Raw genomic sequence first — 15,541 nt, forward strand, 5'->3', positions numbered from 1 at the left:
TACCGGGAGGCTGCGAATCAGACCTCCATGATCTCCTTCTGCTTGGTCTCAAGCAGGGCATCGATATCGTCGGTGACGGACTTGGTGACCTTGTCGAGCTCCTTGAGCAGACGATCGCCCTCGTCCTCGCCCATATCGCCGTCCTTGACGGACTTGTCGATGGATTCCTTGGCCTTACGGCGGATGTTGCGCACCGCGACCTTGCCGTCCTCGGCCTTGCCCTTGGCCAGCTTGACGTATTCCTTGCGGCGCTCCTCGGTGAGTTCGGGCATGGTCAGTCGGATGACGTTGCCGTCGCGGTTGGGGCTCACACCGAGATCGGAATTGCGGATGGCCTTCTCCACCGCGCCGGCCTGGGAGGCATCGAACGGGGTGACGGCCAGGGTACGCGGCTCCGGGACGCCGATGGATGCGACGGCCTTGATTGGCGTGGGTGCGCCGTAGTAGTCGACCATGATGCCGTTGAGCAGTGCGGGGTTCGCACGACCGGTACGGATGCCGGCGAAGTTCTCCTTGGTGTTCTCCACGGTCTTGGCCATCTGTTCCTTGGCCTGTTCGATTACGCTTGCCATTATTGCTCCTTGATTACGTTGGTGTTTGGAATTGATTGTACGTGGTCAGTCTGCCACACGCGATTCCGCGGTGGAGACCAGCGTGCCGATGTCTTCGCCGACCAGGGCACGGGTCACGTTTCCGGCGCCTTCGAGTCCGAATACGCGGATCCGCTTCCGGTTGTCGCGCGCCATGGACAGCGCGGACGCATCCATGACCGCAAGATTGTCGACCAGCGCGCGGTTGTAGCTCAGCGTCTCGAAGCGCTTGGCGTTCTCGTCCTTGCGGGGGTCGGCGGTGTACACGCCGTCGACGCCGTTCTTGCCCATGAGCACCTCGTCGCAGTGGATTTCCAACGAGCGCTGGATGGATACCGTGTCGGTGGAGAAGTACGGCATGCCGGCACCGGCGCCGAAGATCACTACACGGCCCTTCTCCAGGTGACGAATGGCCTTGAGCGGAATATACGGCTCGGCGACCTGCCCCATGGTGATGGCGGTCTGGACGCGAGTGGCCTGGCCCTCCTGCTCAAGGAAGTCCTGCAGTGCCAGGCAGTTCATCACAGTGCCGAGCATGCCCATGTAATCGCCGCGGGAACGGTCGATGCCCGCCTGCTGCAGCTCCGCGCCGCGGAAGAAGTTGCCGCCGCCGACCACGATTGCGACCTGTACGCCTTTGTCCACGGCCGGAACGATTTCCGAAGCGATGCGACGCACCACATGGGTGTCGATGCCGACCTTGCCACCGCCGAATGCCTCGCCGGAGAGCTTGAGCAGAACTCTGCGCGGCTTATCGCCTGCATTTTCGCCAGTCATAAATTATCTTCCTTCATTGTCGCCGTCGATCCGCGCAACTGATACGCGAACCGCAAAACTACCGTCTTTCAGCATATCGAGTAACACCGACCGGCTGCGGTTCTAACGCGCGGAAAGCAGATCGACTCGTCGGCAATATCCGAAGAACATGCGATGGGGCGAACTGCACAGTACAGCAAAAAGGCGGCCCGCACGTATGCGAGCCGCCTTAAAATCCCCGCCCGAATCAAGCCGGGCGGATGGATAGGCTATCAGGCCTCAGCGCCCTTGCCGACCTCGACACGGGCGAAAGCGGTGGCGGTGCCGCCGACTTCCTTGAACAGGTCGCCAACGGTCTTGGACGGATCCTTGACGTAGGCCTGCTCCAGCAGCACAGTCTCCTTGTAGAAGGCGTTCAGGCGGCCTTCGACGATCTTCGGAGCGATCTTCTCGATCACGGCTTCCGGCTTGCCCTTGCTCTTGAGCTCTTCGGTGGTCTTCTCGGTGGCCACGCGGGTCTCGGACTCCAGCACATCGGCCGGAACGTCCTCGCGGGTGAGCCACTGGGCACCCATTGCGGAGATCTGCAGAGCGGCTTCGTGAGCGACGGCTGCGCCGGCCTTGTCGGTGGCGATCATCGCGACGATGCTCGGCGGCATCTCGGCGGACTTCTTGTGGGCGTAGATCTCGACGTGCTCGCCGGAGATCTTGGCGAACTGACCGACCTTGACATGCTCGCCGAACAGGGCGGCGGCCTCTTCGACGGCTTCCTTCACGGTGCCCTCGTCGGCCTTCGCAGCCAGCAGTTCATCGGCGGAATCGGCTTCGGCGGCCACGGCGTAGCCCAGCACGGTGTCGGCGAACTCGACGAACTTCGGGGTCTTGGCCACGAAGTCGGTCTCGGAGTTCAGCTCGACGGCGTAGCCGGTCTCACCGTTCGCGGTCTCGATGACCTTGGAGGCGATGGTGCCTTCCTGAGCGGCGCGGCCTTCGCGCTTGCCTGCTGCGGCGATGCCCTTGGCGCGGATGATTTCCTTGGCGCGGGCGACGTCGCCTTCAGCCTCGGTGAGGGCCTTCTTGACGTCCATCATGCCGGCACCGGTGTCTTCACGCACCTGCTTGATCAAAGCGGCGGTAATTGCTGCCATAGTATTCGTTCTCCCTATATATGGAACTTGTTCGACAGATTAAACAGTAGTTGTTGAAAAAAGCGTTCGTCGGGGGACACGACATTGACGGCGCGTCCCCCGACGATGCCGAATCACTCAGCCTTAGCGGCTTCGTCGGCCTTGGCCTCGGGAGCCTGGTTCTCCAGGAGCTCCTTCTCCCAAGCGGCCATCGGCTGCTCGGCGGCTTCGCCTTCGGCCTTGGTGGCCTTGCCGGAACGCTCGATCAGGCCCTCGGCGACTGCGTCGGCCATCAGGCTGGTCAGCAGCTCGATGCCGCGGATGGCGTCATCGTTGGCCGGGATCGGGTACTCGACGGCTTCCGGATCGGTGTTGGTGTCGACGATGGCGACGACCGGGATGCCCAGCTTGTGGGCTTCCTCAACGGCCAGGGCTTCCTTGTTGATGTCGACCACGAACATGGCGGACGGGGTACGGCCCATGTTGCGGATACCGCCCAGCTGCTTGTTCAGCTTGTCCTTCTCGCGCTCGAGCAGCAGCAGTTCCTTCTTGGTCAGGCCGGAGCCATGGACATCGGTGAAGTCGATCTCTTCGAGTTCCTTCAGGCGGGCGACACGCTTGGACACGGTCTGGAAGTTGGTCAGCATACCGCCGAGCCAGCGCTCGGAAACGTACGGCATGTTCACGCGGGTGGCCTGGGCGGACACGGCTTCCTGAGCCTGCTTCTTGGTGCCGACGAAGAGCACGGTGCCGTTGTGGGCAACGGTGGACTTGATGAAGTCATAGGCGACATCAATCATGTCGAGGGACTTGAACAGGTTGATGATGTGGATGCCGTTACGCTGGGTGAGGATGAACTGCTTCATCTTCGGGTTCCAACGACGGGTCTGGTGACCGAAGTGCAGGCCTGCCTTCAGCATTTCGCTCATAGTAATCTGAGCCATGGTATTACTACCTCTTTCTTGTCGGTTCTTGCCTGGCCATGCGCACCCGCGTGCAGCTTCCTCTCCCCTCTTGGGAATCGAAGCCGACCGACACGGGCCGTCGCGAGCATGACGCGAATTTGTCGTGCGCCGGTTGACAATATCGGTTTGGTTCCGACCGCCAGCGACTGTGGTCGGCACCGGTTGACGCACAATCGGCAACAATACCATGCCGCCCCGCCAAATGACGGGGCAGTATGGTGTCAGTGGTGGTTGCGCATGTAGCGCATCGCCTCCCTGCGCTCTTCCTTCTCAAGCCTGTCAAGGTAGACATGGCCGTCGAGATGATCGCATTCGTGCTGCAGCATGCGTCCGAACAGACCATGCCCCTCCAGAACAACCTGCTTGCCGTCCAGATCGATGCCGCGTACGCGGGCATAATCGGCGCGGCGGGTCTTGTACCACAGTCCGGGAACGGACAGGCATCCTTCGTCGCCGTACTGCTCGCCGGACTTCTCCTCGATGACCGGATTCAGGATGTAGCCGATCTTGCCGTCGATGTTGTACGAGAACGCCCTCAGGTTCACGCCGATCTGGTTTGCGGACAATCCGGCACGACCCGGGTCATCGACGGTCTGCACCAGATCCTCGACCAGTCGACGCACCGCCGGCGTGATCTCCTTGATCTCGTCGCACGGGGTGCGCAGCACCGGATCGGGGACTACTCTGATTTCGCGAATGGCCACGACTTACTTCTCCTCACTCGTGATGGTGTTTTCGGCCTCATTGGTTTCCTCTTGGCCGTCTTCCTGCTTGCGGATCTTCTCGGACACGCTAGCAATCGAATCCGACACGTTCACCTTGGCCTGCTCATAGGCCTGGCGCACTTTGGGGCTCACGCTTTCCGAAACCTGCTTGACGGATTCGGTGGCCTGATCGAGCAGACGGACCGTTCCAGGCAGGGGCTTGGACGCGCCCTTCGGCACATACAGCTCACCGTTGATCACATCGGCGTACCGACTGATCACCTTGGCGCGAACGACCTTCAGACTTGGCGTAAGCGTACCGGCCTCCTGGCTGAACTGCTCGGTCAGGATGGCGAACTTACGCACGGATTCGGCCCTCGACACGGTTGCGTTGGCCTGATCGACGTACTGCTGGATGAAGGCGCGGACCGCGTCGTTCTGCGCGATCTGCTCGATGGGCATATCGACGTCGAGCCCCTGCGCCTCGAGCCACGAACGGGTCATGTCCGGTTCGATCTCGATCAGGGCGGAGATGAACGGCCTGTTGTCTCCGATGACCACCGCATGATCGACGATCGGGCAGGCGGAGATGGTCTCCTCCATCGGCGCCGGGCTGACGTTCTTGCCGCCGGCGGTGATGATGATGTCCTTCTTACGCCCGGTAATGCGCACGAATCCACGGTCATCGATGGTGCCGAGATCGCCGGTGGAGATCCACCCGTCCTCGGACTTGGTCTGCGCGGTGAGTTCGGGCTGCTTGTAGTACCCAATGAACACATTGGGGCCGAACAGCTCGATCTCGTCGTCATCGGTCACGCGAACGCCCATGCCCGGTCCGGGCTTGCCGACCGAGCCGACCTCGTTGTCATCCTGCCAGTTGACGAGCATGGGGGCGGCGGTTTCGGTCATGCCGTACCCCTGGATGAACGTGATGCCGTCCATACCGTTGAAGAAATGGGCCAGGTCGGGGTTGATCGGCGCGCCGCCGCAGGCGAGCCATGCGAGGTTCGGGCCAAGGGCGGAGCGGACCGACTTGCCCACGGTCTGCATGTAGAACGCATGGCGCATGCGCGCGATGGGCGAATGCGGCTTGCCGGCCTGCTCGTCCCTGGACCAATCGGCGAAATGACGGTATGCCTTGGCGAAGACGCGGCCGGCGATGCCGTTGCCGGCCTTCTGGGAGGCGGCGTTGTAGACCTTTTCGAACACACGCGGCACACCCAGCAGATACGTGGGCTTGAAGGAGCGCAGATCGGAAAGCAGATGCTTGGCGCTGGGGATGTAGCCGACGACGCCATGACCGCCGATGCATACGTACTGGATATAACGGGCAAAGCAATGGGCCAACGGCAGGAACAGCAACAGGCGATTCGGCTGATACAGCATCTCGTCGAGGATGATGTAACCGTTCTTCACGATATGCGTGAAATTACGGTTGGACAGCATGGCCCCCTTCGGCTTGCCGGTGGAACCGGAGGTGTACACGATGGTGGCCATGTCGTCGGCCTTCACACGGGCGATGGCCTTATCCAGCTCGGCGTCCGTGATGTTGACGCCGAAGTCGACCACGGCGTCCAGACCGTTCTCCTGGAAATTGAACACATACCCCAGGCTGCTTACGGACTTGCGGACCTGTTCCAGCGTCATCGCATGGGCGTTGTCGCCGGCGAAGGCGATCAGCGGCTGGGTGTCCGTAAGAATGGATTCGGCCTGCAAGGCGGAATCGGTCTCGTAGATCGGAACACTGATGGCGCCGATGGCGGCGCACGCGAAATCCACGATGCCCCATTCATAGCAGGTGGCGGAATAGACGGCGATCATCACGCCCGGACGCGCACCCAAGGCCATAAGCCCCTTGGCCACTTCACGCACACGCGCAAGCATCTCTCCGGCAGTGGCGGAATGCCATTCCCGCCCATCCTTGTCCTGCCATTCGGCGATCTCCTCATCCGGAGCGTTCTGTGCACGATCGCGCAGCAGGGAGAAAATCGTGTCACTGTCCTGTGTCTCATACGCAGGGTCTGAAATATACTGTCGCAACATGTTTTCCACCATACGCCCGGCCATGCCCGTCTCAACCGATTGACGGAGCGAACCGCATGAGATGCGCCGACCGCCCAGTGACATGCGCCTTTCGCCTACAGGACGCGAATACAGGAAACCGGGCAATCGGTTTCCCGATCGCCCGGCAGCATCACGTTCCCGTACGAAGCGCAGGAGATTCCTCTTCCCCCTCTGTACAAACGGCATGCAATGCCGTTAACGGGAACACGACCTCATCGGATCAGCCGATGTCGGCGAATGTGCATACCCACCGGCAGCCGACCTGCTCGAATCGAAGATTCGCCAGATACAGCTCGTGCCCGATGGAAAGCTGCATGCATATTTCCAGACAAGTCGAGCTGATGAACGCGCCTGACAGCCAAAGCGGCATGACCGGCGGATACTTCAACTTCGCCTTGTACTCATCATCCCTGTTCATGCGATGCTCGATGATGAAGGCCAGGCGCTGCAGTCGTTCGATGACCTTGGCGCTCGCGGCCCTGCGCAAACCGTTCGCGGACAGCTTGCCCCGGATAACGTCCAGGGTCAGGATGCCCATGCGGCATGCGGCAACGGCCATCGCATGGCAGTGATTCTCGTCAAGATGCTCCGAAAAGACCTTGACGACATGGTACGGCACGGGTTCACGGGATAGCTCCACTCTGATGAATCCGTCGTACGAGGCGGGCTGTTTGTCAGCCCTGTTTATGGGTGTGAAGGTTTGGGCAAACTCGTCGTCCAATGAAGTCACCTCTTTTTCCTTATTCTTCGTTGAGTCGTGCCGTTTCTTTACGGCACGCTCCTTAGCAAAGCATAGAAAAAGCCCCGAGTCAACGACCCGGGGCTTGCGGCAATGCATTCATGTCGTTTTTAACGCGTTTGATGTCCTTTTCGATGAAAACACGTAAAAATTCGACGGTTTACAGCATGTCGTGCGGTGTGACAACCACGTTGCAACGCTGGAAGTTCTTGACGTCCACATAGCCGGTGGAGGCCATGGTGCGACGCAGCGCTCCGATGAAGTTGGTGGTGCCGTCGGCCATATGGCTCGGTCCGAACAGAATCTGCTCGAGCGGAGCGACGGTGCCGACATTGGTGCGGAAACCACGCGGCAGCGTCTGGTGGCGCGCCTCACTGCCCCAATGCATGCCCTTGCCCGGAGCCTCGGTGGCGCGAGCCAGCGGAGCGCCCAGCATCACGGCGTCGGCACCCATGGCGAGAGCCTTGACGAAGCTTCCGGAATCGCCCATGCCGCCATCGGCGATGACCTGTACATAACGGCCGCCGGACTCGTCCATGTAATCGCGGCGGGCCTCTGCCACATCGGCGATGGCGGTGGCCATCGGAGCCTGCACGCCGAGGGTCGTGCGCGTCGCGGAGACGGCGCCGCCGCCGAAGCCGACAAGCACGCCGGCGGCACCGGTACGCATCATATGCAATGCCGCGGTGTAGTTGGCCACGCCGCCGACGATCACCGGAACGTCCAGATCGTAGATGAACTGCTTGAGGTTCAGGGCCTCATGCGTAGTGGAGACGTGCTCGGCGGAGACGACGGTTCCGCGGATCACGAACAGGTCGACACCGGCGTCGACCACGGTGGAATAGAACTCCTGGGTCAGCTGCGGGGACAACGCGCCGGCCACGGTCACACCGGCCTCGCGAATCTCATGCAGACGCTTGGTGATGAGCTCGGCCTTGATCGGCTCGGCATAGATCTCCTGGATGCGCTTGGTCGCGGTTTGCGCCGGGAGCTGCGCGATCTCGTCAAGCAGCGGGGTCGGATCGTCGTAACGGGTCCACAGACCTTCCAGATCCAGCACGCCCAACGCGCCCATCTTGCCCATGGCGATGGCGGTGGCGGGGCTGGTGACCGAATCCATCGGAGCGCCGATCACCGGCACGTCGAATTCATAGGCGTCGATCTGCCAGCTCGTCGACACATCCTGCGGATCGCGCGTCCTGCGGGAGGGAATGATGGCGACATCATCCAGCGAATAGGCCACGCGGGCCTTCTTACCCAAACCGATTTCAATTTCCTGAGACATGGTTCCACAGCGTAGTGCGCGGATGTGACAGCGAACCGGGATGTCTCACATAGTCGAATCAAGCCGCTCCATGTTACATTGATGCGCTAAGACTTGGGGCAACCCGTCAGTCAAACAGGAGGCACTATGGCCAAAATTAAGGTAGAAGGCACGATCGTCGAGCTCGATGGCGATGAAATGACCCGTGTCATTTGGAAGGACATCAAGGACCGACTGATCCTCCCCTATCTGGATGTGAACCTCGACTACTACGACTTGGGCATCGAGAACCGCGACGCCACCGACGATCAGGTCACCATCGACGCCGCCGAGGCAATCAAGCGGGAGCATGTCGGAGTCAAGTGCGCCACCATCACCCCCGACGAGGCACGCGTCAAGGAATTCGGCCTGAAGAAGATGTGGAAGTCCCCCAACGGCACCATCCGCAACATCCTCGGTGGCACCATCTTCCGCGAGCCGATCGTCATGAGCAACGTGCCCCGCCTGGTCCCCGGCTGGACGAAGCCCATCGTCGTGGCCCGCCATGCGTTCGGCGACCAGTACAAGGCCACGGACTTCAAGGTCCCCGGCGCCGGCCAGCTCACCGTCACGTTCACCCCGGAAGACGGCGGCGAGCCCATCCAGCACGTCGTGTACAACTACGGCCCCGACGGCGGCGTCGCCCAAGTGCAGTACAACGTCAACGATTCGATCCGCGGCTTCGCGCGCGCCTGCTTCAACTACGGCCTGATGCGCGGCTACCCGGTGTACCTGTCCACCAAGAACACGATTCTCAAGGCATACGACGGACAGTTCAAGGACATCTTCGCCGAAGTGTTCGAGACCGAATACAAGGACAAGTTCGAGGCGGCCGGACTCACTTACGAGCATCGACTGATCGACGACATGGTGGCCAGTTCCCTGAAGTGGCACGGCGGATACATCTGGGCCTGCAAGAACTACGACGGCGATGTGCAGTCCGATTCCGTGGCGCAGGGCTTCGGATCGCTCGGTCTGATGACCTCCGTGCTGATGACCCCCGACGGGCAGACCGTCGAGGCCGAGGCGGCGCATGGCACGGTGACGCGCCATTATCGCCGTTGGCAGAAGGGTGAGAAGACCTCCACCAACCCAATCGCCTCGATCTTCGCCTGGACGGGCGGCCTCAAGCACCGCGCCGACCTCGACAACACCCCCGAGGTCAGGCACTTCGCCGAAACGTTGGAAAAGGTCATCATCGCGACCGTCGAAGGTGGCCAGATGACCAAGGACCTCGCCATGCTTATCGGTCCGGATCAGCCTTGGCTCGACACCGAAGGCTTCATGGATGCGCTTGACACCAACCTTGCCAAGGCCTTGGCCGAGTAATCCTTACGGCGACCATTATAGCTAACTGTCGCTAGCTTAGGGGGCTCTGTTCCTTGCCATATCAGGGAACAGAGCCCCCTAGTTGTATCCCGTCTGCCGCTTCCGCCATCGGACGCCCATACCCTCCTGCCTGAACGAGCAGGCTCACGAACCGGCATGGTTTACGGTTGATATACGGCAAAATCCAGCTTCATCCACTACAATCAGGCACGGCCCATTGTTTCTGGAAGATTGGAAATCCATGGTTCATACGCCTGTTCTGGCACGAGCGGCCGCGGCATTGTCCGGCGCCGCGTTGCTGATGATGCTGGGTGCCTGCTCCTCATCGCAGACGACATCCACCGCCGCGACCACCGCCAATACGACCGCCGACGCCGGATCCGTAACGATGTTCGCACCGGCGGACGGCATCACCATGTCGCAACGAACGCCGCTGAACAAATGGGCGAAACTCATCCCCCAAATCACCGGCGATCTGAAGAAGCAGGGCGTGGAGAAACAGAACATCTCCACCGTCATCTCCGCCGATCTTGACAAGCAAAGCCAACAGCTGCAGGACTGGGTGGTAAAGCATGTCACGAATCTGAAAAAGGGCTCCCAGACCGCACAGCACAGCACGCTCATCGTCGCCCCGGCATCGCAGACCAACGCCTCGTCGCGTCAATATGGCGATTATGTCACGCAACCCGTCGTCAAGGGAGCGCAGGACAGCGAGCAGCGCGAAGCGGAGAGCCGGATGCGTTCGGCACTGCAATTGGCCCGGAAGGCGGGGATGCATGTCGTACTGGTATCGAACACCGTCAGCGGGTTCACCCCCGACGCATTCGTCCAATGCTCCACGCCGGAACAGATCGGCGAGCTCCAGGCGAATATGCTGGTCAGCAAGCTCGATCTAGGGAAGGTCAGCAAGGACAATCCCAAATCCATCGAAGTGCTGCTCCCCTACGCGTACGCCGACGATAGCGACAGCGCCACATCGGATGATGCCGAAATCAACGACGACTTCGCCAAAGAGGCATTCAAGGGCGTGTGGAAGATACTGAAGCCCTACTACGAACAGGGCAAGGTCTACAGCCCCTCCGGGTCCCTCAGCAAGGACTCCACCGACGACGATTGGCAGAGTGTGGCGTTCGATCTCAACGAGAAGGACGGGGCTGCCAATACCATCGCGGAGCGTATACCCACGATCAAGAAGGACGGAGCCTCCGCCCGCACCCGCATCGACGGCATCATCGCGATGAACGACGCGGTGGCATCCAGCGTGGTCGACAAGCTCGACGACATGGGGTACACGGGGTCGTCCGCCGACATCAATCCCTCCATCACCATTCCGGGCATCGTGGGCAATATCGCCGGGCATAAGGATCTTCTGCGCAAATCGGTTCCGGACCCCGCCAAGTCGCCGACCAACGATCCGCAATCGCAGCGTGAGGAATCGCACTCCGGTGCATCGTCCTCCGCTCAGAGCAGTCATGACTCGCGTTGGCCGGTCATCACCGGTTACGGCAGCTATGCCGACACCATTCCGCAGGTGGTCAACGGCAAGCAGTGGATGACCGGCTTGGAGAACCGCGACGAGCTGTCGACGGATATCGCCAGAACATGCGTGCGACTGAATCGCAACAAGGGTTTCAGCGGATTGTCCTATATCACCGAGCAAAGCATCGATGGCGTCAAAACACCTACCATCCATGAGGAGCTGATCGCCGTCAGCGCCGGCAATCTCAAGGCCACGCTGATCGATCCTGGATACATCTCCATGGCGGAAGCGGGATTGTAGCGCTTTTCCCGTTCCGTCCGGATATGGTTGTGCCCCTGCCACGGAAAGTGAACTGCGCCCCGTTTGTTGGACGTTGTTAATTAGGATACATCCCTAGACCGCGAGGGACATGCCCCGGAACTCCTCCGGGGTGCGTCCCTCGAGTCGTATCTGGCGCCGCCTGGTGTTCCAATGGATGATGTAGGCGTCCAGCTCGCGTTTGAACTGCTCGTACGAGTCGAACCCGCGGCCTCGGTAGAACTCGTCCTTCAGATGGCCGAACACCTGCTCGGTGGCGGCGTTGTCCAGGCAGTTGCCCTTGCGGCTCATGGACTGGCGGATGCCGAGGCGTTCGAGCTCGTCCCGCCACCATCGGTGCTGGTACTGCCATCCCATGTCCGAGTGCAGTATGGGTTCCGCGCCGGCCGGCAGGCGCTCCGCGAGCATGGCGAGCAGGCGCTTCTGCTGGTCCAGGTCGGGACGCCGGCTCACGTCCCAGGCCACGATCTCCTTGCTGGCCATGTCGTACACGGGCGCGAGGTACGCCTTGCCGCCCGCCACCTTGAACTCGGTGACGTCGGTGCCGAGCTTGGCGAACGGCCTGTCGGCCGTGAAGTCGCGTCTGAGCAGGTTGTGCACGTGGCCGCCCGTATCGCCCCTGTACGAGCTGTACCTCCTCCACGGGTTCCTGGAGCGGATGGCGCATCTCAGCCCCATGCGGCGCATGACCCTGAGCACGGTCTTGGCGGATATGCGCGTGCCGAACTCGTGGACCAGGCACATGCGCACCTGCCGGTGGCCGCACCCGTTCGGGATGCGCTCCCATATCTCCCGTACCATCGGCTCCACGTCCGGCCTTGACACGTGCGCCGGGCGCGACAGGTGGTGGTAGTACGTGGATCGCGGCAGCCCGGCTATCTCGAGGAGGTGGTCGAGCCGGTGTCCCCGCCCTGCGAGCAGTCGGACGACGGCGCTTCGCTCGCGCCGCGTGACTTGGACGCCCGCAGGGCCCGGAGTTTTTCCAGGTACGCGACCTTCGCCTTCAGATAGGCGACCTGTTCGGCGAGCTCCTGCTCGCGCGTCGGTTCGGGCTTCGGTCTGGATCTCGCGCCTTTCGGCCTGCCCTTGGGTTTCGGCCTGAGCGCCTCCGGGCCTCCGGCCCGGTATTCGCGGCACCATCGCTCCAGGGACGCGATGCTCGCGATCCCGTGCATGGCCATGACCTCCGTCTTGGTCATGCCGTTCTCGACGTGGTCGCGCGCCGCGGCGACCTTCGTCTCCCAGTCGTAGCGTCTGCTGCCGCCGCTTCCCATGACCGCCTCCTCGCCGTTGGACCTGTACAGCCTGATCCAGTTTCTCGCGGTATACACCGGTATGGCAAGCCGTCTGGCGAGCGTGTCCTTGCCGGCTCCGGCCTTGATGAGTTCCAGCGCCTCGCGCCGGAACCCGTCGTCGTAACGTCTCCTTCGATCCTCACGCATACGAAAGAACCGCACCTCCGATCATCGAATCTGAATTTCTTCAGTCCAACAATCGGGGTGCGGTTCAGAAGCCCGTGACAGGGGCACAACCATATCAAGCTTAGGGCTCAGCTAACTCCGACGGCCTTGTAAAGGCAATCAGAATCCCAGGCGTTCAAGCTGTTTGGCCGAGCCGTGAAACCGGCAGTCCGGTGGACTGGCGGTAGGCTCGGTGAGCGGCTTGCCGCGAAGCGGATCCTAGACAGCTTGAACGACCTTGTAAAGGCAATCAGAATCCCAGGCGTTCAAGCTGTTTAGGATCCGACTGCCATCCCTTGGCCACCTTGACATGCAGGTCAAGCCTGGCCTTGCAACCCACGATGCGGTTCACTGCGGTGCGCAGACGCTTTTTGACCGCAGTGAGGTTCGAAGCGCCCTTGCCGATGATGATCGGCTTCTGCGAATCGCGCTCCACATAGATGGAGACGTTGACCTGCGCCTTGCCGTCATACTGCTCTCCGGTCTCGTTGTCTTCCGGATAATCGATGGAGTCCACCACCACCGCCAGGGAATGGGGAAGCTCGTCGTTCAGCTGTTCGAGGAACGCGCCTCGGATGAGCTCGGCGATGGTCTCCTCGGGGCGTTCCTCGCTCAGCTGCTCGGCCGGGTACATCTGCGGGCCTTCCGGCGTGTGATCGATCAGCACCGACCGCACTTCATCGAGATTGTCGTGCTTCAGCGCGCTGACGGGAACGATGTCCGCAAAATCGGCGAATTCGTTGATCTCAATGAGTTTGGCTATCAACTGTTCACGCGACAGCTCATCGATCTTGGTCACGATGGCGATCAGCGGCACACGCCATTTGAACGTGCCGTCCTCGCGCTTGGTGGCGAAATTCGTACGAAGACGGGACAGGATGCGCTTGTCGCCGGGGCCGATCTCCTGATCGCCGGGCAGCAGGAACGCGACGACGTCGACGTCGGACAGCGATTCGTCGACGATGTCGTTCAGACGCTGGCCCAGCAAGGTGCGCGGCCTGTGGATGCCGGGGGTATCCACCAGCACCAGCTGCGCATTGTCGGTGGTGAGCACGCCGCGAATCGCCTTACGCGTGGTTTCCGGCCTGGACGAGGCGATGGCGATCTGGGTGCCGATCAATGCGTTCACCAACGTGGATTTCCCCACATTCGGTCGTCCAACCACTGCTACGAAACCGGAACGGTAGGGTTCGGATGCCAGTTTGGTACCGGCTGGTGTATCGGTCATGTCACTCCTTGCGATCATGTTGTTCGTTGTTCCCGTCATTGTCGGCATTGCCTTGTGTGTTGTCATCTTCCTCGCGCCCCTCGACGCCATCGGGCTCGACTTCGATGGTCGATACCTTCTTGCGACGCCCTGCGGAGTCGACGGCGGTGAGCCTGATGCCACGCGTCACGGCGGACGCGCCGACGATGGGTACCCGGCCCAGCAGCTTCGTCAGCAGACCGTAGACCGTATCGACATCATCCTCATCGATGTCAATCTCATATAGCTCTTCAAGATCCGCGATGGGGGTACGGGCGGGAAGACTCCACTTGCGTTCGCCGATCTTCTTCGGCTCGGCATGCTGGGTGCGGTCGTGCTCGTCCTCCAGTTCGCCCACAATCTGTTCGATGGTGTCCTCGATGGTGACCATGCCGGCGATGCCGCCGTATTCGTCCACGACGATGGCGACATGCTGCCTGGAACGCTGCATCTGATGGAACAGGTCGTCCACGGGCTTGGATTCGGGGACCAGCATGGGGTCGCGCACGATGGAGGCCACATCGCGGCTTACCGCGGCCGGATTGAATGCCGTGGCACGCACCGCGTCCTTCAGATAGGCGACGCCTACCAGATCGTCCACGTCCTCGCCGATGACCGGCACGCGGGAGAAGCCGGAACGCGAGCACAGCTTGAGCATGTCCTCCAATGTGGCATCGCGTTCGATGGTGATCATATCGGTGCGCGGCACCATGATCTCACGGGTCAGTGTCTCCGAAAGCATGAGCACATTGCGCATCATCTCCGAGACCTCGGGATCGAACTCGTTCGATTCGACCATGCGGTCGATCGCCGCACGCCCCTGTTCAAGCTGGATCTTCTCCAGCTCCTCGTCATCGGATAGTTCGAGTTCGCGGCGCCGGCGGCCATCCTTGCTCTCCCCCGCACGGGCGAAGGGCGTGACGGCTACGGCGAATCCCACCAGTCGAGCATGTTTGATCATGATGTCGGTCGGCTTGTTGACGCCGGTCTCGCGTGGACGGACGAGGATGCTCACCACGGCGATTGCGAAGGCGAATACGACACCGGCCAGCAGTTCCACCCACCATGCCGCGCCCCATATGCCCGCGACGACCGCGATGAGCACGCCCGAAAGCACATTGCACATGATGCGGAAGAACGCGCAGGACCCCGCGGTGGCATAGCGGTTGGCGATGAACCGCTGCACCTGATGGATGCGCTTGATCTTCTTGGACGCGGTGAACTGGTTGGTGTCCGAATCGGTCTGCACCTCGAAGACGCGGTTGTTGAGATTGGCCCGCGTCACACGCCCCACGGCCCCTTCGGCCGCAGCCATGGACAGCGAAAGCCATACCAGCAGGGCCACGACCACCACCAGTACCACGCTGATTACGATTACCGTCATCTGACTATCCATGCCGTTTTTCCCCTCTTCGGACACGTTCCCTTTACCTGGCGCATATCCGGTGCATACGATTCGG

General features: G+C 61.3%; 14 protein-coding genes. 2 read left to right on the plus strand and 12 right to left on the minus strand.

Annotated elements, in window-relative coordinates:
* Positions 1-17: 17 nt before the first annotated feature.
* The 8 genes from frr to G1C98_RS04605 form a co-directional block, all read right to left on the minus strand.
* Positions 18-572: a ribosome recycling factor gene (frr, locus tag G1C98_RS04570; protein WP_169079684.1), complete on the minus strand. Its 555-nt coding sequence runs from the start codon at positions 570-572 to the stop codon at positions 18-20.
* A 45-nt stretch (positions 573-617) separates the two neighbouring features.
* Positions 618-1,367, minus strand: coding sequence for a UMP kinase (gene pyrH, locus G1C98_RS04575; RefSeq protein ID WP_169079686.1), 750 nt, complete (start codon positions 1,365-1,367; stop codon positions 618-620).
* 251 nt (positions 1,368-1,618) lie between these two features.
* Entirely contained in the window at positions 1,619-2,494 is an 876-nt protein-coding gene (tsf, locus tag G1C98_RS04580) for a translation elongation factor Ts (protein ID WP_169079688.1), read from the minus strand.
* Between the two features lie 113 nt (positions 2,495-2,607).
* Positions 2,608-3,417, minus strand: coding sequence for a 30S ribosomal protein S2 (gene rpsB / locus G1C98_RS04585; RefSeq protein ID WP_169079690.1), 810 nt, complete (start codon positions 3,415-3,417; stop codon positions 2,608-2,610).
* A gap of 242 nt (positions 3,418-3,659) precedes the next feature.
* Complete coding sequence (def, locus tag G1C98_RS04590; RefSeq protein ID WP_169079692.1) at positions 3,660-4,142, minus strand: peptide deformylase; 483 nt, start codon at positions 4,140-4,142, stop codon at positions 3,660-3,662.
* 3 nt (positions 4,143-4,145) lie between these two features.
* Positions 4,146-6,185 (minus strand): AMP-dependent synthetase/ligase, encoded by a 2,040-nt coding sequence (locus tag G1C98_RS04595; RefSeq protein WP_169079694.1) that lies wholly within the window; start codon positions 6,183-6,185, stop codon positions 4,146-4,148.
* Between the two features lie 241 nt (positions 6,186-6,426).
* Complete coding sequence (locus tag G1C98_RS04600; protein WP_169079696.1) at positions 6,427-7,044, minus strand: Rv3235 family protein; 618 nt, start codon at positions 7,042-7,044, stop codon at positions 6,427-6,429.
* 61 nt (positions 7,045-7,105) lie between these two features.
* Positions 7,106-8,230: a GuaB3 family IMP dehydrogenase-related protein gene (locus tag G1C98_RS04605; protein WP_169079697.1), complete on the minus strand. Its 1,125-nt coding sequence runs from the start codon at positions 8,228-8,230 to the stop codon at positions 7,106-7,108.
* Positions 8,231-8,356: 126 nt separating this feature from the next.
* Here G1C98_RS04605 and G1C98_RS04610 point away from each other — a divergent pair, with 126 nt between their 5' ends.
* Together G1C98_RS04610 and G1C98_RS04615 are read left to right on the plus strand one after the other, a co-directional pair.
* A complete protein-coding gene (locus tag G1C98_RS04610) occupies positions 8,357-9,577 on the plus strand; it encodes an NADP-dependent isocitrate dehydrogenase (protein ID WP_169079699.1) in 1,221 nt (406 codons plus the stop codon).
* A gap of 241 nt (positions 9,578-9,818) precedes the next feature.
* Complete coding sequence (locus G1C98_RS04615; RefSeq protein ID WP_169079701.1) at positions 9,819-11,357, plus strand: type 1 periplasmic-binding domain-containing protein; 1,539 nt, start codon at positions 9,819-9,821, stop codon at positions 11,355-11,357.
* A 93-nt stretch (positions 11,358-11,450) separates the two neighbouring features.
* Here the strand turns inward: G1C98_RS04615 and G1C98_RS04620 are convergent, their stop codons facing one another.
* From G1C98_RS04620 to G1C98_RS04635, 4 genes are all read right to left on the minus strand, one after another.
* Complete coding sequence (locus tag G1C98_RS04620; RefSeq protein WP_169080152.1) at positions 11,451-12,296, minus strand: IS3 family transposase; 846 nt, start codon at positions 12,294-12,296, stop codon at positions 11,451-11,453.
* A complete protein-coding gene (locus G1C98_RS04625; RefSeq protein ID WP_169079703.1) occupies positions 12,251-12,817 on the minus strand; it encodes a helix-turn-helix domain-containing protein in 567 nt (188 codons plus the stop codon). Before G1C98_RS04625 ends, G1C98_RS04620 begins: the two co-directional genes overlap by 46 nt.
* A gap of 268 nt (positions 12,818-13,085) precedes the next feature.
* Positions 13,086-14,081, minus strand: a complete 996-nt coding sequence (era, locus tag G1C98_RS04630; RefSeq protein WP_417852293.1) for a GTPase Era — start codon at positions 14,079-14,081, stop codon at positions 13,086-13,088.
* Positions 14,065-15,477: a hemolysin family protein gene (locus tag G1C98_RS04635; protein ID WP_169079707.1), complete on the minus strand. Its 1,413-nt coding sequence runs from the start codon at positions 15,475-15,477 to the stop codon at positions 14,065-14,067. The genes era and G1C98_RS04635 overlap by 17 nt, the downstream gene beginning before the upstream one ends.
* Positions 15,478-15,541 lie beyond the last annotated feature (64 nt).

This window comes from Bifidobacterium erythrocebi, from assembly GCF_012932675.1.
GTDB classification, from domain to species: Bacteria; Actinomycetota; Actinomycetes; order Actinomycetales; family Bifidobacteriaceae; genus Bifidobacterium; species Bifidobacterium erythrocebi.